The organism is uncultured Pontibacter sp. (assembly GCF_947495565.1).
Classification (GTDB): domain Bacteria; phylum Bacteroidota; class Bacteroidia; order Cytophagales; family Hymenobacteraceae; genus Pontibacter.
Window position 1 is genome coordinate 113,045 of the sequence record NZ_CANLZM010000004.1, and the last position, 21,375, is coordinate 134,419.

A 21,375-nucleotide genomic window follows, 5' to 3' on the forward strand; every position below is an offset into this window, starting at 1 on the left:
TGCCATAGCCAAAGCTTCTGCCTCTGCCACAGTCATTTCACGCTCAACCAGTTTCACTTTTTCTGTTGCTGCAGGGGCCTTCACCACGGCGGCTGTTTTACGAGGAGCTACAACCGGCGTAGGCTCAGCGTTAGCCTCTAGTGTTAAATCGGCTTCTTTCTCTTTTTCAGCTGCAAGCGCAAGTTCAGCTACAGACGGCGATACTTCCTCCACCTCGTTTACTGCCGGGGCAGGTTTCTCTTTTACTGTATTATATGCTTCTGGCTTATCAGGAGAAAATTTATAGTATTCTGCTGAGCTACAGGAGAAAAGGAATTGACCTAATGCCAGTACCACAACTAAATGAAGTAAATTTTTAATTCTCATAGTCTTTCTGTTTTTTTAAAAGTGTTTGATTGTCATTATCACCCCCGCATACGCTGCTAGCTGATTTTAGGAAGGGTAATTTTCAATTAAATACTATAAATGAAGATATTTTGTTTTCATGATACAAATATTTAACGCACTTGCTCTTCTGCCTTCATTTGCAATATTACACTTTTAAGACTGCTTTTGATTGCTTTCTGTATCCGCTCCCACTGTTTATCATGTTCAAGCGGAAATTTCTGATTAACCTCTAACTCAATGCCCATGTATTGCTCGTTCGTAAATCTCCGCCGTAAATAAGTCGGAAATCCGTCAGCAATACCCAGGTAAGGATAGTTAAACCGAACCTTTAGATCCTTTTGCTGATGCAGCAAAGCTTTCTTCCAGGAACGGCAAAATACCCGTTCTCCTTCTCTACGTGGATCATACAGTAAACCTATATCTGCTTGCCGCTCAAGGCCATCCATTACCGGAGTAAAAGTATGTATTGCAACATGCAGAACCTGATGCCCAACCATTGTCAGGTCATGCACCAGCTCCTCCACCCGCTCTCGGTATGGGTAGTAATAATTTTTTAAAATATCTGATTTTCGATTTTTAGGGAGATTTTGAGTAAGCTCAGAAAAGAGGGTTTTATGGTGCGGCGACCGATTCAGCTCAACCAATAAGCGGGAATTGGTTGCATAAAATGACTTGTCGGCTAGGTCTTTTAGTGCATCAAAAAGCTCTAAAGCACCAATATCGTAACCTTTATGCGACTCTAATAATGCTTGCTCTGCTGCAAACAGCTCTGCATAAGCTTCAGGAATTTGGTTGCCTCCATGCTCACAGGTTATAATTACTTTTAACATGGCTCATCTGGTAAAAAAACGCTTCCCTTCTGCAGGCATGCAGCAAGTTCAGCGTATACTTCACGAATCTTTTCTTCTGAAGGATTACTGCCCAAAGCATTTAAAATTCGTTTGGAAAGATTACCTCTGGAAACTATTACGTTTATGGCGTTGGCGACCTCCGGCTGCTCATCCAAAGCCAACACTTCCTGCACCAGGTGCTTCCATAATTCGCCAACCGAGCAGTTCTGCGCACAATCATACTTAAAGAGGCGGGTATAATCGTGGTCAGCAAGGATGGCTTCCTGCCCTTTCGCAATCACTTCTAAAAGTATGGCTGAAAGCCTATCTTCGTGCCAGGTCATCAGCTGTTGCAATGGCGACCAGCGCTCTGATATCAGTGCCTGCAGTACCGCCACTATTGTCTGCAACACTGCCATGTCGGCCAGCGGACTCTCCTGAATATCCAGTAACCTTATCTCAATAGTATTGCGCTCGAAACGGGCTATCGCACCGCGTGAATTCAGAAACTCTTCCTGCAAAGTTCCTTCCGGATCATGCGGGGCTACCTCACGGTACATTTTCTGGAAAATCTGTTGCTCATAGTCTTTTTCAGAAAACACCGCTTCAGGAACTACCTTGCCCGTTATACTTGGCAACTGCTTCTGGTTCTGCCGGTACACCTCCAGGCGAGAGTCAGCCAGACCGGTTATCTTACCGTCAAGAACTGGTGTGGAGGCGCTAAGCGCAGGCATGATAGGCAGCAGCACACGAATAGCGGCATGAAGTTTTGCAAATTCATCATCATCATAAAAAGGCAGGTTCAGGTGTGTGCTCTGCAGGTTTGCCCAGCCGTGGCCGCGGCAGTCAAAAATACGATTGTATGCCTCATACACTGCATTATGCTCATGCGGCCATAATTTAGTATCCGTGTAAGGGTTCATAAGGGGGTGCGCCCCAGTCGGCAGCAGCATGGCGTTATACTTCTGCAGCATGCCATTTATTTTATTTACATGCCCCTGAAACTTTTGCTGCAGCTGCACAAGGCTTTTAACCGGCCCCTGTGTTTTAAGCTCCACCACGTGCAGCACCAGTTCATTGCTCCAGGCTATATCTCCAAACTCAATATCTGAAAGATACGCCCCCACCTCATCAAAAATCAGTTTGTCTGTGATGGGTAATACCTGCAGGCTATCGCGGTGCACTATCATGTACTCCAGCTCCACACCGAATCCTTCGAACAGGTGCAGCGGCTTCTTGTGCTTATCTTTCGGTTCTGCCGTTTCCATTTTTATGATTGTCTATGCGTTGCTTTAAAGATTTGATGATAGAGGTATAAAGCCCTTTTTTAAGGATTTTATCTTCAACACCAGCGTCGATGCTCGGGTTATCATTCACTTCAATGATATATGCTTTGCCGTCGATCTCCTTCACATCCACACCGTAGAGGCCATTACCGATTAAGTTGGCTGCTTTCAGCGCCGTGTGCAGCACATGGAAAGGCACCTCCTCAAACGGAATCACTTCGCCGTCACCCTCCTCATCCTGTTTCTTTTTGCCGTTCCAGTTGTATATCTGCCAATGGCCTTTGGCCATGTAGTACTTACAGGCATAAAGCGGCTGTTTATCCAGCACGCCAATACGCCAGTCGAAATCGGTGGGCGTGTACTCCTGCCCGATAATCAGTTCCGAGTCGTCCAGCATTTTGTCCAGTTCCTCCTTCAGGCTCTGACGGTCTTTTGCTTTTACTACGCCCTGCGAAAATGAGCTATCAGGTTTTTTCAGCACACAAGGCAGTCCTAGTTCCTCTTCCACTTTATCTTTGTTGTCTTTGTGGATGATCATGGTTTTGGGCGTCGGCACTTTGGCTTTAGCGAGCAGCTCGGCCAGGTATACTTTGTTTGTGCAGCGCAGGATAGAAACCGGGTCATCAATCACAACCAACCCATCGGCAAAGGCCTTACGGGCAAAGCGGTAGGTATGGTGGTTTACAGCAGTGGTTTCCCGGATAAATAGAGCGTCAAACTCGGGCAGCCGACGGTAATCATCCTTGGTGATAAGCTCTGTGTAAAATCCCATACTTTCGGCGGCCTCCACAAAATGCTGAATGGCACGGCTGTTGGAAGGCGGCGCTTTTTCCTCCGGGTCTACCAATATGGCAAGGTCATACGCTTTCCTGTTGATACGCGCACCTGAGAAGCGGTGGCGGGCAAAGTAAGCTTTGGCAAAGCGTTTCAGGTATTTACGATGCTCGTCCTGCACCTCGTTTATGGGCACCTGCGAGATGCTCTGCAGCACCCAATGGTCTTTGCGTACAAACTGCGCGCGTAGCAGCGGCGCCTGAAAATGATCGTGCAGCGCCTTGCACAGCTTCTCATACTTGTGCGCCAGGTTTTGTCCAAAGTAAATGCTTAGTGTAAAGCTATCAGACCTCAAACCAGCCAGGCTTTTCTGAATCAGGTCTTCTATTTCAACCGTAATGGCGCGCACAATAGTGGGGCTCTTCAGGTCTTGCATAGTGGTAACGCTAGGTATGGCCTTATGGCCTCGTGCCTCCGCCAACAAAGAAACATAGTAGCCAGCGCTTTGGTAGCGGTGCGAGCGGCAAAGGTTGAAGATCCGGGCGCTCCTGATGTCGGTGTAAGTAGAGTTGGTGAGGTATGTCTGGGCATCGACTACCTCTGTGTCTTCAATTGCTTCCTCCCAGTCTTTGGGGTGGTCCACAATAATTATTTTTCGCATGTATTATTCTTCGAGAGGTTCTTGATGAGCGGGCTGTATGGCTAGCAAATTGGCATCATAAGTAGCCATACCCAGCATAATAGAGTTGATTAGGTGCGTCGCCTTTACTTCATAGTAATTGTCGTTAAAGAAAGGGTTTTCCCGGTAAGGGTCAGCTACCACAATGCTTTTCTGATCTTCTCCAAAACCGCACAATACTACAAAATGTCCCATAGGGAAGCCACGGACATCATCATAAACCGAGTCCCCCTGTTCATTCCCAAACTCGCGGGCACTTTGGTACAGGTAAGTGGCGCTTAAGCCGGTAAGCAATGGTATATTCCGGTCGAAGTACTCGCGCAGCAGGTTTTTCGTAAGGTCCTGGCAGCGCAGCTCGCCACCCAGGCGCAGAAACTCAATATAGGCGTTAGTGGCACGGTGCAGTTTAGCGCCTTTTTTATACTTTAGTTGCTCCTCCAGTTTTAGGATGATCTCCTCGTTACTCAGCCCGATCCAGGTTGGGTCAAAAATGAACATATTGTACGTATAGATGCGGGCGCGATAGCCGCGTTTGAGGGCATGGCAGGCCAAGAGTACCTCCAGCGTGCCTCCCTCGTCCAGAGACGGAACTTCCTTAATGACATCTACGAGCGAAATAGGATCTTTGAAATAACGATACACGGCATGCAGGCTTGTGGGGCCGCAAGTGGAATCATCAGGTTGAGTATGGATTTTTATTGGAATCACGTTAAAATAAATCAGCTTAAGAAAGTACAACAACGTGTCTTTTATACGCTAGGAAAAGCAGAAGTAGTTGAATTTAATAAAGATTATACGTGCAAATTAGAAGGGCCTGAAGAAGAACTTTATCGCTGGAGTTTGGCTTCTAATTAAGAGAATGTGTATATTAAGATGCACTTGTAACTAATACTATGGATTGGAGCTTCAGAATTAGTCACCGTAATAGAATAGCGCTGGCACTGGCGTTTGTATTCCTGATTATAGTGCTGGCAAACTGGTTTGTAAGTTACAGCATGACCAAGGTGAGCCAAAGGTTTGAATCCGTGTATGCTGACCGGCTTGTGCCAGCCCTCGACATCTCTGCCATGCAGGAGAAATACTATCAGAACCGTCTTCTGCTGGAAGAGCACCTATTAGCCACAACAGCGAAGGAGGAGAAACAGATTATGCAACAGATAGAGCAGAACGAAACCGACCTGGACTCGCTGCTGCACAAGTTCAGGGCCACCTACCTGACCTCTCAGGAGAGTGAGGATTTAAATGAGTACCTGAAGGCGGGGGAACGTTACAGCAAGGTTCAGCAGACTATACTTGTGATGAGCCATACCCAGGACAAAGCGACTGCCATGGCTATGTTCAGGCAAGAAGGCATGCAGTCGTTTCAGGAGCTGTTACTGCCGCTCCATGCCTTAAGCCAGCTTCAGGAGGAGGTTGGGCACGAGTTGTATGCTGACTCTGAGCGGCAGATGAAATCATTGAAAGTGCTCTCCTACCTTGTTATTGCGTTGGCGGTTATACTTGCACTACTGGTTGGGTCTTTGTTACAGGCATCGCGCCAGCTGAAGCATATCAAGCCGCAGAAGTATCACCTGAATTAGAAGGCATTAGCTAAGGTGGTTTAAAGTTTAAATTTATACTTTCAACCACCTTAGAAGTTATGAAGCACCAGTCAGGTTTGCGTAGGCCTGATACACCCGCTCAAAGTTAAATTGCTGCACCAGCTGCTGCATCTGCTCTGCAATTTCATTGTTACAAAGGTTGCCTATACTTCCCTCGTGCGTGTGTGTTACTTCCGCCGGAGCCTGAAAAGTACCTGCCTCTATTTGCTCTCCCACGGCTTTATAGGCATCTCTGAACGGCACCCCCTGTAGCACCAGCGCATTGACGGCATCTACGCTGAACAGGTATTTATACTTCTCATCTTTTAGAATATCCTCCCGCACCTGCAGCTGCTGCGCCATGTAAGCCATCATCTGCAAACAACTTTTTATCTCCTGAAAAGCTGGGAAAAGGCTTTCCTTTAGTAACTGCATTTCGCGGTGATAGCCGGATGGCAGGTTGATGAGCAGCATACTTACATCAGTTGGCAGTGCCTGCAGCCTGTTACATTTGCCACGCAGCAACTCGAACACGTCCGGATTTTTTTTGTGCGGCATGATGCTGGAGCCGGTAGTCAGGTGGTCGGGCAGCGTTACAAAGCTGAAGTTCTGGCTCATATACAGGCACAGGTCCATACTCATGCGGGCTACTGTGGCAGCCACAGCAGCCAAGGCCACAGCGACGGTTCGCTCGGTTTTGCCACGGCCCATCTGTGCATACACCACATTGTAGTTCATACTATCAAAACCCAGCAGATCGGTAGTCATCTGGCGATTAAGCGGAAAAGAAGAACCGTAACCAGCTGCAGAGCCAAGAGGGTTTTTATCGGCTACTTTATAGGCGGCCAGCAGCAGTTGCATATCGTCCAGCAAACTCTCTGCATATGCTCCAAACCACAAACCAAATGATGAGGGCATGGCCACCTGCAGATGCGTGTAACCTGGCAACAGCACATTTTTATACTTTTCGCTCTGGGCCTGCAGCACTTCAAACAGATTCTCCACTTCCTGCACTACCTCTTGCAGCTGATGACGAAAGTATAGCTTCAGGTCTACCAGCACCTGGTCGTTGCGTGAGCGGCCGCTGTGGATCTTTTTACCCGCCTCACCCACTCTCCTAATCAACTCCAACTCCACCTGCGAGTGTATGTCTTCCACACCTGGCTCAATATTAAAATCTCCGGCTTCTATACTTTTATAGATGTTTTTCAGCTCCGCCTGCAGCACCTGTAGTTCCGCTGTAGTTAGCAATCCTATACTTTGCAGCATCTGCGTATGCGCCAGCGAGCCCAGCACATCGAAGCGCGCCAGTTCCATGTCCAGTTCCGCATCGCGGCCAACAGTAAATTTTTCTATTTCAGCGGCTACAGCCGTGGTTTTCTGCCAAAGTTTCATGTAGTGGTGTTGAAAAAGTGGGTAAGCTTTTGAAGCATGTATTTAACTATTTAGGATAATCACGCTCTCCAGCAGCTCAATATAATTTTTGATTCCTTCTTCTATTTCATGCAGGTAAATGTACTCGTCTGCCATGTGAGACCGCCCTGAGAATCCTGGCCCTATTTTGAGCGAAGGCATAGGCAGCAGCGCCTGATCTGAGAGGGTCGGAGAGCCATAGGTTTGTCTGCCTAAGCGAAGGCCGGCCTGTACCAACGGGTGCTCTAATGAAATGTTAGATGGTTTCAGGCGCATAGAGCGCGGTTGTACTTCGGCCTTTACATGCTGCTGAATTGTCTCCAATACTTCTTCCATTGTATAAGCATCGGTCAGGCGCACATCTACGGTAAAGGTGCAGGTGTCCGGCACTACGTTATGCTGCGTGCCCGCCTGCAGTACCGTCACGCTCATTTTCACCGGCCCCAAATGCTCCGACATTTTAGGAAAAGTGTAACTCTGGAACCATGCTATATCCGGCAGCGCCTCATATATGGCATTTACGCCTTCTTCACGTGCAGCGTGGCCAGCTTTGCCTTTGGCGGTGCAATCCAGTACTATCAGCCCTTTTTCAGCCACGGCTAAATGCATTTCTGTCGGCTCTCCAACTATGGCAGCTTCTATATGGCCCAGTTGCGGCAGTATAGTTTCGATGCCGTTGCTACCGCTGATTTCCTCCTCCGCCGTTGCCGCCAACACCAGGTTATACTTCAGGTCCTGCCGTTCATAAAAGTATAAAAAGGCCGCCACCAACGACACCAGACACCCACCGGCATCGTTACTGCCCAAGCCAAAAAGTTTACCGTCTTCTATAGCTGCCTCAAAAGGGTTGCGGGTATACCCGACGTTTGGCTTAACAGTATCATGATGGGAATTAAGAAGTAAAGTTGGAAGCGCCGGATTAAAGTGCCTATTGAAAGCCCAGATGTTATTCTGTTGCTGATGAACTGATTCTACGCCTCTTCCTTTTAAGAAGCCTGAAAGTATAGCGGCTGTTTTATCTTCCTCTCTGCTGAACGACGGCGTTTGAATTAGCTCCTGCAACAGCTGCACCGCCTGGTGGTATAGTTCTTTTTGCTTCATTAGGTAAGGCTGAGGGTGGTGCCGCTGTAGTGGTTGGTGTTTATACTTGTCAAAGCTTCTGCCTGGCAAATTAGGACCTGTGCCACTCCCTGCTGCAGCGCAGCAAAGGCATTATCCATTTTCGGCACCATGCCTGCGTTAATCACGCCTTTACCTTTCAGCTTCTCGAACTTTTCACTGTCAATAGCCGAAATCACAGAATCATCGTCTTGCGCGTTTTGTAGTACTCCCTTCTTCTCAAAACAGTATACCAGCTGCACTTTATGCTTCGGAGCCAGTGCCGTGGCTAGTACCGAAGCAATGGTGTCGGCGTTGGTATTGAGCAGGCTGCCTTTCGTGTCATGGGTGAGCGGGGCAAAAATTGGAATAAGCCCAGCCTGTAAGAATACCTCCAACGCCTGCACGTTTATACTTTCCGGGCCTGTCACATCACCTGCAAAACCATAGTCTATAGCTTTCACCGGACGTTTCTGCGCGGGAATAATGTTGGCATCAGCACCAGTCATGCCTATGGCGTTACAGCCCAATGCCTGCAGCTTCGCTACCACCTGCTTATTTACCAATCCGCCGTAGACCATGGTTACCAGGTCCAGCGTTTCTGCGTCTGTAATGCGGCGGCCTTCTACCATATGAGGCGTAATGCCCATACGCTGGCCAATGGCAGAGGCTATTTTTCCGCCTCCATGTACCAGTAACTTTGGGCTGGGCAACTGCGCGAAATCAACTAAAAAAGCTTGCAGCCGCTCCGGATTATCGAGGATATTGCCTCCTATCTTTACTATGATCATGTGTTAAAGTAATTTCCTGGCGAGGTGGTATTAAGTAACCGTCAATAACCGTGTTATCAGTTGATAAGTTTTATATCGAAAATCCCTCACCACTATTTATACCAAAGCCTCCAGCATACGCTTTAGCACAGCCTGAGCGGCATAAGTACGGTTATTAGCCTGCTGCAGAACCAGCGAGTTCGGGCCATCCAAAATCTCATCACTTAGCTCCACGTTGCGCCGCACCGGCAGGCAATGCATTACCTTCGCATTATTGGTTACCTGCAGCTTCTCGTTAGTCAACATCCATCCTTCTCCATCTGTCAGCACCTTGCCATAATCTGTATAGCTCGACCAGTTTTTGACGTATACGAAATCAGCATCTTGCAGCGCCTCTTGTTGGTTGGTGGTAACGTTAGCGTTTTGGGTAAACTCATTGGCCAGCTCATAGCCTTGCGGGTGCGTTATCACCAGGTCTACATCTGCGTACGCCATCCACTCAGCAAAAGAATTTGCCACGCATTGCGGAATCGGTTTGATATGAGGAGCCCAGCTCAGCACCACTTTCGGGCGCTTGCCGGCCACTGCGTTTTCTTTAATCGTCAACAAATCTGCCAAACTTTGCAGCGGGTGGCGCGTAGCCGACTCCAGGCTCACGATTGGCTTTTTGCTATACTTGATAAACTGCTGTAGCAGCTCCTCGCTGTAATCTTCCTCCCGGTTCTGCAGTTTCGGGAAAGACCTGATCCCAATAATATCGCAGTATTCGCCCATAACGGCAGCAGCTTCTTTAATATGCTCCACAGTAGTGCCATTCATGATGGCTCCTTCCTGTGTTTCCAAAGCCCAGCCCTCCTTATCCAGGTTCATCACGATCACGTTCATGCCCAGGTTCTGCCCAGCCTTCTGCGTGCTCAATCGCGTGCGCAGGCTGGGGTTCAGAAAAATTAATCCCAAGGTTTTATTCTCGCCGAGCGTTTTATACTTGTAGGGGTTCTCTTTCAGGTGCTGCGCCTCTTCTACCAATTGGTTCAGGTCGGCTACGTCATGCACAGAAGTATACTTTTTCATTAGATAGCCTGTGGTTCAGTTTGATAAAGGACGGCCTCAAAAGCTGTTAGGAATGCATCTACTTCGCGCATGCCGATGCAGAGTGGCGGCAGTAGGCGCAGCGTATTCTTGTTTGAAGAGGAACCTGTAAAGATCTGGTGCTCCTCCAGCAGCTGCTTTCTTATAGCGGCACAAGGTTTATCTAGCTCCACACCTATCATCAAGCCTTCGCCTCGTACTTCTTTTACACCTGGCAGATGGCGCAGCTCATGCATCAGGCGCTGCCCGATATTGTGTGCGTTTTCCATCAGTTTCTCCTCCTGCATCACTTCCAGCACAGCCAGTGCAGCCGCACAAGCCAGGTAGTTGCCCCCAAACGTAGTGCCTAGCATCCCGTGCTTTGCTTCTATTTGCGGATTGATCAGTACACCCGCCACCGGAAAACCGTTGCCCATACCTTTTGCCATCGTAATCAGGTGCGGTTTTAGGTCTGTATGCTGATGCGCAAAGAATTTACCTGATCGGCCATGGCCCGACTGCACTTCGTCTAATATCAGCAATGCGCCTGTTTTATCGCATCCTCTAGCAAGGGCTTGCAGAAAACCTGGCTCCGGAAGCTGCACGCCTCCCACGCCTTGTATACCTTCTACAATCACAGCGGCCAACTCAGAACCGTGCTCTTGCAGCGCGTTTTCAAATGCTGCAATATCGTTTAGTGGCAGAAAAATGAAGTTATCCGTCTTGTTGATTGGCGCCTGTATCTTCTCGTCGTCTGTAGCGGCTACGGCAGCAGAGGTACGTCCGTGGAAAGCTCCTTTAAAAGCAATTACTTTACTACGGCCTGTGTGGAAAGAGGCGAGTTTGAGGGCATTCTCATTTGCCTCAGCACCTGAGTTACACAAAAATAGGCTGTAGTCATGGTAACCACTTAACTCGCATAACTTCTCTGCCAGCTCCTGCTGCATCGGCATCTGAACGGAGTTGGAGTAAAAGCCGATGTCGTAAAGCTGGCGCGCAATGCGCTTAACATAATGAGGGTGGCTGTGGCCGATGGAGATTACGGCATGGCCGCCGTAGAGGTCGAGGTAACGGTCGCCTTTTTCGTCCCAGACATAGGCGCCTTGTGCCCGAACGGGCGTGATATCGAAGAGCGGATAAACATCAAATACATTCATGATCTAAGGTATAATTAGATGTAAGAGGTTAAACAATAGATGAAATACTTTACGTACATAGCTTAACTGCTAAAGTGTTGTTAATTTGATAGCTGGTAATATGCTTGGTATAATCCCACCTAAAAAGGGAGATTATATATTTAGAAAGCCGAAGCTTTTAGTCTCAAACCTGCTTGTTCCTCCAGCCCAAACAGCAGGTTCATGTTCTGCACGGCCTGTCCTGAAGCTCCTTTCAAAAGATTGTCAATCAGACTTGTGATGATTAAGTAATCTCCCTCCTTCTGTAGGTGCAGCAGGCATTTGTTTGTATTTAGAACTTGTTTTAGGTCAGGGGTGCTGGCGCTGATGCTGACAAAAGGATGGTGGCTGTAATAGCTGCCATACAACTCCCCTGCCTCCGCCTGGCTCAGGCTGCAGCGGGTGTAGCTGGTGCACAAAATACCGCGCGTAAAGGGGCCTCTGTAAGGTACAAAGTTTATACTTGGCAAGTCATTGCTTTGCATACCCTGCAGCGTGCGCCGGATTTCGTGCAGGTGCTGGTGGCTGAGGACTTTATAGTTTGATATATTACCGCTGCGCCAGCTATAGTGCGAGGTGGCACTCAGACTTTGCCCGGCTCCGGTGCTGCCTGTAATGCCGCTGACCTGCACCTGCTCGGTTAGCAGATTATGCTGCGACAGCGGCAGCAGTGCCAATTGTATAGCCGTGGCAAAACAACCAGGGTTGGCAATGTTGTGAGCTTGTTTAATACTCTCGCGCTGAAGCTCAGGTAAACCATATACAAAGTCTCTGCCACAGGCGTTTACCACCTGCTCCTTCGAGTCTTCATTCCACCTGAAATCCTGGCTCAGGTCAATCACTTTTATACTTTGCTTTAGCTGCTGCTCTTGCAGGAACTTCCTGGCCGCGCCATGGCCTACGCACAGGAACAGCACGTCCACGTTCTGCTGCAGCTCATCAGTAAAGTATAAATCAGTATCGCCTAGAAGATCTTTATGGGTCTCGTGCACGGGTGCGCCTGACTGGCTGTTGCTATGCACAAAACTTATTTCTACGTTCGGGTGGTTTAGGAGCAGGCGTAGCAGTTCGCCACCGGTGTAGCCAGCGCCGCCTACAATACCTGCTTTTATACTTATTCCGCCCATTCTGTCGTATTGTTTATTGTGTGGTACATTTTGGTCTGGTTTCCGAAAATTTTGGCAAATCCCTTCACATCATCTGAGGTCCAGGCGCGGTTCATTTCACCGTAGCTGCCAAACTTGTCGCTCATCAGGTCATGCTTGCTTTCTATACCCTCCACCTGAAAGTGATAAGGCGCCAGTTGTACAAATACTTTACCGGTTACGTTTTGCTGTGTGCTCTCTAAAAAAGCCTCCATATCACGCATGGTCGGGTCAAGTAATTGGCCTTCATGCAACCAGTTGCCGTACCATACCGAGAGTTGGTCTTTCCAGTACAGTTGCCATTTGGTAAGCACGTGTTTCTCCAGCAGGTGATGTGCTTTGATGATCACCATCGGGGCAGCGGCCTCAAAACCTACACGACCTTTAATGCCGATGATGGTATCGCCCACATGCATGTCGCGGCCAATGGCGAAAGGCGCGGCTAACTCCTGCAGGTGCTGTATGGCCTCTACCGGATGCTCGAAAGACTGCTCATTTACGCCTTTAAGCTCTCCTTTCTCAAAGTATAAAGTCACGCGCTCTGGTTCGATTTTGCTTAGCTGCGTTGGGTAAGCCTCCTCCGGCAAAGGCAAGTGAGAGGTCAGGGTTTCCTTTCCGCCAACAGATGTTCCCCAAATACCTTTGTTAATCGAATATTGCGCCTTCTGAAAATCCATCTCCACGCCATGCTCCTTCAGGTAAGTGATTTCCTGTTCCCGCGACAAACGTTTATCACGAATCGGGGTAATAATCTCCACCTCCGGAATGAGTGCCTGAAACACCATGTCGAATCGCACTTGATCGTTACCAGCACCAGTACTGCCATGAGCCACAAAGTCTGCACCCACGCTTTTTGCATGATTGGCAATGGCAATGGCCTGCGTTACACGCTCGGCACTCACGCTAAGCGGGTAAGTATTGTTTTTCAGGATGTTGCCATAAACCAAATAGCGGATGCAGCTATTGTAAAAGTGCGCTGTCTCATTTAGGTGGGTGTGTTGTTTTACGCCCATTGCGTAGGCCCTGCGCTCTATTTCCTGCAGTTCATCTGCTGAAAAACCGCCTGTGTCTACAATGGCTGAGTATACTTCCAGGCCAAGTTCTTGCGCCAGGTATATGGCGCAGTAAGAGGTGTCGAGGCCGCCGCTAAAGGCTAAAACTACTTTTTTCATTCCTTAGTTATACTTTCTGATGTTCACTTATACTTTTACTGGGCTCATTTCAAGCGCATTTAACCCCGGCTTCTGACGATGACGCAGCCACCGCTCGTTAGCGCTCCCTGGCTTTGGCACTGTCTTTTTCTCTACCACAGGCAAAGCTATAAACTCCTTCTCCTTGGTAGGGTCGTACAGCATGGCGGTGCAGAGGCAGTTTGTGCGGTTCTTGCTTTGTAGTATCTCAAAATTCACGCAGCTGCGGCAGCCTTTCCAAAACTCCTCGTCATCAGTTAGCTCCGAGTAGGTTACGGGCGTATAGCCGAGGCCGGAGTTAATGCGCATTACCGCCAAGGCAGTTGTCAATCCGAAGATCTTAGCATCCGGATACTTAGTGCGTGAAAGTTCAAATATTTTCTTTTTGATAAGACGCGCCAGTCCGCTCTTACGCAGCTCAGGTGATACAATAAGGCCAGAGTTGGCGACGTACTTGCCGTGGCCCCAGGTCTCGATATAGCAGAAACCAGCCCAGGTACCGTCCTGGTGCAGCGCGATTACGGCTTTGCCCTCCAGCATTTTTTGGGCAATATAATCCGGTGAGCGTTTGGCAATGCCGGTGCCGCGCGCCTTAGCCGAAGACTCCATTTCGTTGCAGATTTGCAGCGCATGGATAATATGTTGCCCTTCGGCAACCGTCACGATGAATGCAGGTTGATCCATTGTTACAAAAGTATAGCTATGCTGCTTTGGGCACAGCTAAAGTCAGCTTATAAAAATTTAACCGGAAAATTGAATGCAACGAAAAAGCAGCTCAGGCAACAGCCGGACAGCTAAAGATCGAAATGCAAAAGAATATTGGTGGATAGATGACTACCGCATAGGCAGTCAGGAAAAATGTAGGCTACCGCCTGTAGCGGACCGCAGGTATAATTACCCTCAAAACTACCTTATCAGAAAAGGTAGAAAAAGCCGCACCCTCCGTGGCTGGAGTGTGTTTTATCACATCAGATGATAAAAGCGTCTTTTTTTTCATTAGTTGTTTTAAAATAGTGGGTTCTGTGTTATACCCTTATTTACACTGCAAATGTTTCGTAATAGAAACGACTTATGCAAGCAAAGCGCTAAATTTATTTAAAATATTACACATTATAGCGCTTAAGTAACAAATAGCTCCTTAACTGTAATGAGTTTTGTTTCTAAACCCGATCAATTCAGGAGCATCTGAATCAAAATTTATAACTTGCGCCGTCATAAGCCTGTGGGGCTGCTGCTTAAATCTGTTACATGAAAAATTTGTCAATAAGAATTATAATCGGGATTCTTTTCTCAGCTATTGGATTGGTTTCGCTTTTCTTTACAAGTGACGCCCTGATGTCGGCTATTTGGCTTAGCTTCGGCAATGGCCTTATACTTTCCGACCTACGTTTTGAGGGAGTAGATGATAACGGAAATATATACCTAAAGCCTATCCCAAGAGCTCGCACTTACGCTGCCATACTATTAATTGTGATGGCTGTTTTGCTGCTGATCTTTCAGATATTCACGGATTTACAACATCCGTAAGCTACTGTTGGTTAACAGCTTCAGATTCTGCTTTGAAGTACAAAATTAACATCAATAATCTCCTCCTGCCGCTTCAGGCGCAGCTTTAGTTTACGCCCCGGTTTGCTGTCGAGCATGTTTAGCAGCTCCTGCAGTTGAAGCTCGTTGCAGGAGCGGCCGTTTATATGCAGGAGCTGGTCGCCGGCCTGCATTCCAACTGTCTTAGCTGGCGAATCTTCCACCACGTTAGACACTACATAAAAATTTGCGCCCGGAAGTGGTGTACTTACCTCAAAACCAGCCATGTTGTAGTTAAATGGCTCTTTAAACCTTCTGTTAGGTGAAAAAATGATGCGCTCGTTTGGGTAATCGAAAATAACCGTGAACCGCTTCAGTATTGCCGACCCTAAATTGCCATTGCGCCCGGCTATGTTCAGCGCTAGTTTTACAGCCTCCTCATCAGGATAAGAAGCCGTCAGGTTTTCTATCTCATACTTCCCCAGCTTAAAGCCCTCCAGTCTTCCTATTTTACCATTTATATCGCCACCCAAACCACGGCCAAGGTATGCCTGCATCACTTTGGGCGGAAGCTCTAGCCGATCATTGGTTGGCAAGTATAGCGAAATACCATGACTGGCGCCCGTATCCACTATCAGCTTCACATCCAGCGAGTCTCCGTTATGCTGCTTCACTGTGGCATTCAAGTATGGTTTAGCATCTTCAATCAGTAAAGGGTACTCTTCCGCTCTGCGCGGCTTTCTGATTTTGTGGTCTGGTCTGTACAGCGTTATGGTTTCTTTGCTGTAGTTTATCTTTACTATAAAATTTTTAAAAATATCATACCCGATAATCCCGTGCACAGGCATCCCCATACGCGTGGACAGGTTAAAAATATCCTCCAGCAGCACGTATACAGTATGGTTGTCGCCTTTGATGCCAGACATAAAAATGTTGTTGCCTATGCTGTGCAGCGCCTCTATGGAGTAGCCCTCTCCCAGCCCTCTTATCTTAATGCGGTTTGATTCCTTTAAATCTAACGAGTCGGTATAATACAATTTCGTAATGAGGGTATTTCTTACTCCGGAATCAAGTATGAAGTTGAGAGGCTTTGAGCCGTTAACCTGAACCGGCAACACAATAAGGTTATGCACCAGCTTGAAAGGCATTGTTATTTTTTTACGGTTCGAGATGAAGTATACCGTATCAGGTTCTTGCAGGATTTGTGCCTGTACTTTGGCTTCGGATAACAAAATAAAAAGGCAAGCACAGAACATCGCAGAATAAATGGCTATTCTCATAAGCGAGTGTTTGGCGTGAGACATCTATATAGTTATACGCAGAACTTCTATACAAAGGACACCATTAGCAGCTGATATATAATCTCTTACAGCTGCAATTAGTAATAACGCTTATACTTGTTTTTGCACTCTCGCCACTTACGTAAATCGACTTTCTTCCTTTCCACAACCTCCGGCAAAGGTTAGGTCATTTCAATTATTCTTAAATTGAAATGTTCTAATAATTTCACGCACATAGAAATACAAACACCTGTTGTTATACATTCCATACTTCTTAAGATTTGTACAAAATCGGCTCAGCCTTCCGATTCATTTTAAACGATATGACCTAATAAAACGACTATCTGCTGAAAATGGCTGCAAAAATTAGTACCTTAAGGAGTAAACCTGAGAATTGAAATTTAATAAATTTATACTTTTCTAACATATGCACTACATCGACCTCTCCATTTTTGTGCTCTACATGCTGGCTATGCTCGGCGTTGGATTTTACTTCCTGAGAAAGAATGAAGGTGCTGAAGATTATTATGTTGGTGGCCGAAGTATGAGCAGCAGCCATATCGGGCTTTCTGTAGTGGCAACTGATGTGGGCGGCGGCTTCTCCATTGGCCTTGGCGGTTTGGGCTTTGCAATGGGGCTCTCAGGCTCTTGGATGTTGTTTACAGGCTTGCTAGGTGCTTGGCTGGCAGCTGTTTTTCTGATTCCAAAAGTTAAAAGCAACCCTGCTTTTGCCAGTTTTCTCACCTTTCCCCAGATATTCGGTTATTACTTTAATGCGCGGGTTGCATTGTTGGCCGGTATTATCTCTGCTATTGGTTATACAGGCTTTACCAGTTCTCAAATTCTGGCTGGGGCTAAGCTTGCCAGTGGCACGTTTGTCGATTTAGACCTTAACACTGCGCTACTCATTATGGGTATCATTGCGGTGGTTTATACTGTGATGGGTGGCCTTAAAGCAGTGATTTATACGGATACCATACAGTGGGCCATTCTAATGGGCGGACTCATATTTATCGGCATACCGGTCTCTTTCCTCGCTGTCGGGGGCATGGACACGCTTGACTTTTCCCAGATGTTAAGCCCGAGCTACCTTTCGGAACAAGGAGGCCGAAGTATGCAAGCCATCAGAACTACGCTGCCGGCACATTTTCTGAGCCTGACTAATATTACCTGGCAGCAGATCGTGAACTGGGGAATTACCATTATCCCGATCTGGTTTGTGGGCATGACTTTATACCAGCGCATTTACGCCTGCCGCGATGAAAAAACAGCTAAACGTGCCTGGTTTATCGCCGGTTTTTTTGAGTGGCCGCTAATGGCATTTATGGGCGTTAGTTTAGGCATACTGGCACGCGTGGCCGCCGAGCAGGGCATGTTCGATTCGCTGGGCGCTGGCGCTGTGGTAGACCCTGAAACTGGTTTGCCAATGCTGCTGCGTTCTGTTCTTCCGGTAGGGCTAATGGGCCTGATGCTCTCGGCCTACTTCTCGGCTATACTTTCCACTGCCGATAGCTGCCTGATGGCCTCTTCCGGGAATATCGTGACAGACGTATTGAGCCATTTCTTTAAGATTGACCCTGAATCACCTAAAACTTTGCGCTTGTCGCAGTTAATTACTTTGCTGGTAGGCGCATTTGCGCTGTGGCTGGCCTCTACCATGACAAACGTGCTGGACCTGATGCTTTACTCATATGCCTTTATGGTATCTGGCCTTTTTGTGCCGGTGCTGGGAGCCTTGTTCTGGAAGAGGCGCAGCAGTGTGGCGGCGTTCTGGGCAATGCTGATGGGCGGTGTGGTAACCGTGGTATTACAAATAAGCACTTTGGCTGCTCCGGCACCGGATGCTGATATCACAGGTTTAGCGAAGTCGTTACACCCCTACTTTCCGGCAGAGGTTAGCCAAACCTGGTTGAGCCTGAGCGAGTTTGAATTGCGCGGATTGGTGGAGCGTACACTTTCTGACAGCAGCATCGTACATATCTCGTGGCTGGATCTTACGTTTGCCCTGCCTTTTAATCTCGACCCTAACCTATTTGGCCTCACCGCCTCACTTATACTTTATATTACACTAACACTATTATTCCCTAACAAAACAGAGACAAAACTATGGCAGAGAACAACGGCATCAGCTACCACCGCTATACGCCATCAAACCACGCAGATTTAAACCGTGACCAAGTACTGGATTTCCTTTTTGAACACCTGGATGAATATGGAGATAAGCGTGAGGATATTGCCAAATGCATGGATTACGCTTTATCGGGCGCTGAAGGCAAAGGAGGCTCGGTACTGGTGGCCACCGAAGATACTAAAGTGGTAGGTGCCCTAATTCTGAACAATACCGGCATGAGCGGGTATATACCAGAGAACATACTTGTTTACGTGGCTGTGCACGGCAGCACACGCGGAAAAGGTGTTGGCAAAGGGCTGGTACAAATGGCCATTGATAACACCAACGGAAGTATAGCGCTGCACGTGGAGCCGCAGAACCCGGCGCGGCATCTGTATGAAAAACTCGGCTTTACAAACAAGTATTTAGAGTATAGATTAACGAGATAACATGGCAGTTCTAAAGCTGAACCACAACAAGCTACTACATAACTACAACCACCTTGATCATGTTTTCAGGGAGCATGGCATAGACTGGGGCATTGTAACCAAATTGCTGTGCGGCCATGAGCTCTTTCTGAAAGAGGTGCTCGCCTTGGGCGTGAAAGAGATTCATGATTCAAGGGTATCTAACCTTAAGACGATAAAGAAGATGGCGCCCGATGTGCAGACCGTGTACATAAAGCCGGCACCAAAACAAAGTATACCCGAAATTATCCGTTACGCTGACGTAAGCTTCCAGACAGAACTTGAGATAATACGGCTGCTGTCGGAGGAGGCAGTAAACCAGGAGCGGCTCCACAAGATCATCATCATGATTGAAATGGGCGACCTGCGAGAAGGCGTGATGGGCGAAGAGCTAGTGGACTTTTACGAGAATGTTTTTGAGCTGCCAGGCATCTCAGTTATAGGCTTAGGCGCTAATTTCAACTGTTTGCACGGTGTTATGCCTACTCAGGATAAATTAATACAGTTATGCCTGTACAAACAAATTATTGAGGCCAAGTTTAACCGTAAAATTCCGTGGGTATCGGGTGGCACGTCTGTTACCATTCCGTTGCTGTTCAACCATTTATTGCCGCAAGGCGTCAATCATTTTCGTATTGGCGAGGCGCTGTATTTTGGGCTGAACCTGTTTACCAACGAAACATTCGAAGGCATGCATGATGATGTTTTCGAACTGGACACAGAAATTATAGAGCTCACTGAAAAGCCTATGATTCCGAGTGGCATTCTGGCTGAAAACCCCAGCGGCGAGAGCTTTGAGATAGATGAAAAGCTGTACGGCAAAACATCGCACCGCGCCATACTAGATGTGGGCCTTCTGGATATAAATCCCAAATTTTTGATTCCGAAGGATGAAAACATTAGTGTGATAGGCGCCAGTTCGGATATGCTTATTGTTGAGCTTGGCTTGAATGAGCAGAACTATAAAGTTGGCGATGTGCTGCGGTTTAACCTCCGATACATGGGCGCATTAAGTTTGCTTAACTCACGTTACGTAGAGAAAGAAGTGATGAAATAACCATACTTCATACTATTGTCAGAAGCCACAGTTTTATACTTAAAGCTGTGGCTTCTGCATTTATGTTCCTCTCCTATTGTAGGATATAGCAGAACATTTGTTTTGGCTGCCACGTCATTAGTTACAAGTTGAACCAACACACGCGCACCTTGAACAAGACAATTACCGCTAAGCCAAAACTTTATCAACGCATCCTGTACCCGCTCCTGGAGTTTGTGAAGGCAGAGTCCTTCAGCGGCATTCTGCTGATGTTCGTCACTATCATTGCTATTGCCTGGGCCAACTCCCCTTGGGCAGACACTTATGAAAAAGTATGGAATACGCCGTTTACCCTAGCCTTAGGAGATTATGGCCTAACTAAAGCCGCTATACTTTGGATTAACGATGGACTGATGGCCATATTCTTCTTTGTGGTAGGGTTGGAGATCAAGCGCGAAACAATGGTGGGTGAGTTATCCTCTATTAGGTCTGCAGCCTTTCCGGTTACAGCGGCCTTGGGAGGCATGGTTGTACCGGCTGGCATATTTGTGCTCCTAAATCTGAACAGCGATGGCTTATCAGGCTGGGGCATCCCTATGGCCACCGATATTGCCTTTGCCCTCGGCATTCTTATGCTGCTAGGCCCCCGTATACCACTCTCTCTCAAGCTTTTTCTTATTGCCTATGCCATTGTGGATGATATAGGGGCTGTGCTGGTAATAGCCCTGTTTTATACTTCGGAGGTTAACTTCCAGAGCCTCTGGATTGGGTTTCTGCTCTTTGGCTTGCTGCTGGCAGGAAATGCCCTGAAAATGCGCAACATCTGGATCTATGTGCTGGTCGGTATCATCATGTGGGTAGCTTTCCTGAAATCTGGTGTGCATGCAACGGTGGCCGGTATTCTGTTAGCCATTACCATACCCGGCCGCTCTAAGATAACAGAAGAAGAATTTGTGAGTAGCACAGGAAACATTGTGGAAGAACTACAAGTTTCCCATTGGGCAGTAAAAGAAGACCCAGACCTGGAGGTCAACAGCGAAGCCTACCAAGGCGCGGTGTACACAATAGAGGAAAACTGTGAGGAGGCGCTCTCGCCGATGCACCGGCTGGAACATGCCCTGCACCCTATTGTAGCCTATGCCATTATGCCGATTTTTGCCTTGGCAAACGCCGGTATATTTATCAATGCCGACCTGGTGGGCGGTTTATCAGCATCGCTTCCAATAGGCATTATACTTGGGTTGGTGCTGGGTAAACCCCTTGGTATACTTCTTTTCGCCTGGCTTGCCTCTGCCACAGGCATCGCTGCTAAGCCAAAAGCTTTTAATTGGATGCAGTTGCTGGCTGTTGGTTTACTGGGAGGCGTAGGTTTTACCATGTCTATTTTCATCGCCAACCTTGCGTTTGCTAACTCTGCTTTACTGCCGCTTTCTAAGTTAGCCATACTTTGTGCTTCTGTTGTAGCGGGTATTGCGGCTTACCTCATCCTACGGTTTTCCGCACCTAAGCCTACGGTTGAATAAAGCAAGTGTAAAAAAAGGTAAATCCTCTTAAATTACTTTG

The 21,375-nt window shown here is 47.6% G+C and carries 20 protein-coding genes; 7 read left to right on the plus strand and 13 right to left on the minus strand.

Translation table 11 applies throughout. From position 1 onward, the window contains the following. Positions 1 to 497: 497 nt before the first annotated feature. From Q1B04_RS06800 to Q1B04_RS06815, 4 genes are read right to left on the minus strand one after another with little or no spacing between them, the layout of a single operon-like run. A complete protein-coding gene (locus tag Q1B04_RS06800; protein WP_299757194.1) occupies positions 498 to 1,217 on the minus strand; it encodes an N-formylglutamate amidohydrolase in 720 nt (239 codons plus the stop codon). Further along, the gene (locus tag Q1B04_RS06805) at positions 1,211 to 2,485 is read right to left on the minus strand and encodes a glutamate-cysteine ligase family protein (protein WP_299757197.1); all 1,275 of its coding nucleotides are present in this window, start codon (positions 2,483 to 2,485) and stop codon (positions 1,211 to 1,213) included. The genes Q1B04_RS06800 and Q1B04_RS06805 overlap by 7 nt, the downstream gene beginning before the upstream one ends. Continuing rightward, positions 2,460 to 3,938: a RimK family protein gene (locus tag Q1B04_RS06810; RefSeq protein ID WP_299757199.1), complete on the minus strand. Its 1,479-nt coding sequence runs from the start codon at positions 3,936 to 3,938 to the stop codon at positions 2,460 to 2,462. The genes Q1B04_RS06805 and Q1B04_RS06810 overlap by 26 nt, the downstream gene beginning before the upstream one ends. Before the next feature lie 3 nt (positions 3,939 to 3,941). Continuing rightward, positions 3,942 to 4,598, minus strand: coding sequence for a peptidase-C39 like family protein (locus Q1B04_RS06815; RefSeq protein ID WP_366524644.1), 657 nt, complete (start codon positions 4,596 to 4,598; stop codon positions 3,942 to 3,944). Positions 4,599 to 4,643: 45 nt separating this feature from the next. Here Q1B04_RS06815 and Q1B04_RS06820 point away from each other — a divergent pair, with 45 nt between their 5' ends. Both Q1B04_RS06820 and Q1B04_RS06825 read left to right on the plus strand, forming a co-directional pair. Then, entirely contained in the window at positions 4,644 to 4,811 is a 168-nt protein-coding gene (locus Q1B04_RS06820; RefSeq protein ID WP_299757759.1) for a hypothetical protein, read from the plus strand. Between the two features lie 38 nt (positions 4,812 to 4,849). Next, the gene (locus Q1B04_RS06825) at positions 4,850 to 5,536 is read left to right on the plus strand and encodes an MCP four helix bundle domain-containing protein (protein WP_299757203.1); all 687 of its coding nucleotides are present in this window, start codon (positions 4,850 to 4,852) and stop codon (positions 5,534 to 5,536) included. A gap of 57 nt (positions 5,537 to 5,593) precedes the next feature. Here the strand turns inward: Q1B04_RS06825 and argH are convergent, their stop codons facing one another. The 8 genes from argH to Q1B04_RS06865 all read right to left on the minus strand — a co-directional run bounded on the left by argH (position 5,594) and on the right by Q1B04_RS06865 (position 14,079). Further along, positions 5,594 to 6,931 carry an argininosuccinate lyase gene (argH, locus tag Q1B04_RS06830; RefSeq protein WP_299757206.1) on the minus strand — a complete coding sequence of 446 codons (1,338 nt, stop codon included), beginning with the start codon at positions 6,929 to 6,931 and terminating at the stop codon, positions 5,594 to 5,596. Positions 6,932 to 6,973: 42 nt separating this feature from the next. Further along, on the minus strand, positions 6,974 to 8,050 hold the full coding sequence (locus Q1B04_RS06835) for a M20 family metallo-hydrolase (protein ID WP_299757209.1): 1,077 nt from the start codon (positions 8,048 to 8,050) through the stop codon (positions 6,974 to 6,976). After that, positions 8,050 to 8,838, minus strand: coding sequence for an acetylglutamate kinase (gene argB / locus Q1B04_RS06840; RefSeq protein ID WP_299757211.1), 789 nt, complete (start codon positions 8,836 to 8,838; stop codon positions 8,050 to 8,052). Before argB ends, Q1B04_RS06835 begins: the two co-directional genes overlap by 1 nt. Positions 8,839 to 8,934: 96 nt before the next feature. After that, a complete protein-coding gene (locus Q1B04_RS06845; protein WP_299757214.1) occupies positions 8,935 to 9,888 on the minus strand; it encodes an acetylornithine carbamoyltransferase in 954 nt (317 codons plus the stop codon). Further along, entirely contained in the window at positions 9,888 to 11,042 is a 1,155-nt protein-coding gene (locus Q1B04_RS06850; RefSeq protein WP_299757217.1) for an aminotransferase class III-fold pyridoxal phosphate-dependent enzyme, read from the minus strand. The genes Q1B04_RS06845 and Q1B04_RS06850 overlap by 1 nt, the downstream gene beginning before the upstream one ends. Before the next feature lie 140 nt (positions 11,043 to 11,182). After that, positions 11,183 to 12,187, minus strand: a complete 1,005-nt coding sequence (argC, locus tag Q1B04_RS06855; RefSeq protein WP_299757219.1) for an N-acetyl-gamma-glutamyl-phosphate reductase — start codon at positions 12,185 to 12,187, stop codon at positions 11,183 to 11,185. After that, positions 12,175 to 13,377, minus strand: a complete 1,203-nt coding sequence (locus Q1B04_RS06860) for an argininosuccinate synthase domain-containing protein (protein WP_299757221.1) — start codon at positions 13,375 to 13,377, stop codon at positions 12,175 to 12,177. Before Q1B04_RS06860 ends, argC begins: the two co-directional genes overlap by 13 nt. Positions 13,378 to 13,404: 27 nt before the next feature. Then, on the minus strand, positions 13,405 to 14,079 hold the full coding sequence (locus Q1B04_RS06865; RefSeq protein WP_299757224.1) for a GNAT family N-acetyltransferase: 675 nt from the start codon (positions 14,077 to 14,079) through the stop codon (positions 13,405 to 13,407). A gap of 564 nt (positions 14,080 to 14,643) precedes the next feature. Between Q1B04_RS06865 and Q1B04_RS06870 the strand changes: the two genes are divergently transcribed. Further along, positions 14,644 to 14,922 (plus strand): hypothetical protein, encoded by a 279-nt coding sequence (locus tag Q1B04_RS06870; protein WP_299757226.1) that lies wholly within the window; start codon positions 14,644 to 14,646, stop codon positions 14,920 to 14,922. A 20-nt stretch (positions 14,923 to 14,942) separates the two neighbouring features. On the opposite strand, the gene Q1B04_RS06875 is transcribed toward Q1B04_RS06870, so the two are convergent. Beyond that, complete coding sequence (locus Q1B04_RS06875; RefSeq protein ID WP_299757228.1) at positions 14,943 to 16,199, minus strand: aspartyl protease family protein; 1,257 nt, start codon at positions 16,197 to 16,199, stop codon at positions 14,943 to 14,945. A gap of 427 nt (positions 16,200 to 16,626) precedes the next feature. Between Q1B04_RS06875 and Q1B04_RS06880 the strand changes: the two genes are divergently transcribed. From Q1B04_RS06880 to nhaA, 4 genes are all read left to right on the plus strand, one after another. Further along, positions 16,627 to 18,366, plus strand: a complete 1,740-nt coding sequence (locus Q1B04_RS06880) for a sodium:solute symporter family protein (RefSeq protein WP_299757230.1) — start codon at positions 16,627 to 16,629, stop codon at positions 18,364 to 18,366. After that, complete coding sequence (locus Q1B04_RS06885; protein WP_299757232.1) at positions 18,306 to 18,758, plus strand: GNAT family N-acetyltransferase; 453 nt, start codon at positions 18,306 to 18,308, stop codon at positions 18,756 to 18,758. Before Q1B04_RS06880 ends, Q1B04_RS06885 begins: the two co-directional genes overlap by 61 nt. 1 nt (position 18,759) lies before the next feature. Next, positions 18,760 to 19,833, plus strand: a complete 1,074-nt coding sequence (locus Q1B04_RS06890) for an alanine/ornithine racemase family PLP-dependent enzyme (RefSeq protein WP_299757234.1) — start codon at positions 18,760 to 18,762, stop codon at positions 19,831 to 19,833. A 149-nt stretch (positions 19,834 to 19,982) separates the two neighbouring features. After that, positions 19,983 to 21,335: a Na+/H+ antiporter NhaA gene (gene nhaA, locus Q1B04_RS06895; protein WP_299757236.1), complete on the plus strand. Its 1,353-nt coding sequence runs from the start codon at positions 19,983 to 19,985 to the stop codon at positions 21,333 to 21,335. Positions 21,336 to 21,375 lie beyond the last annotated feature (40 nt).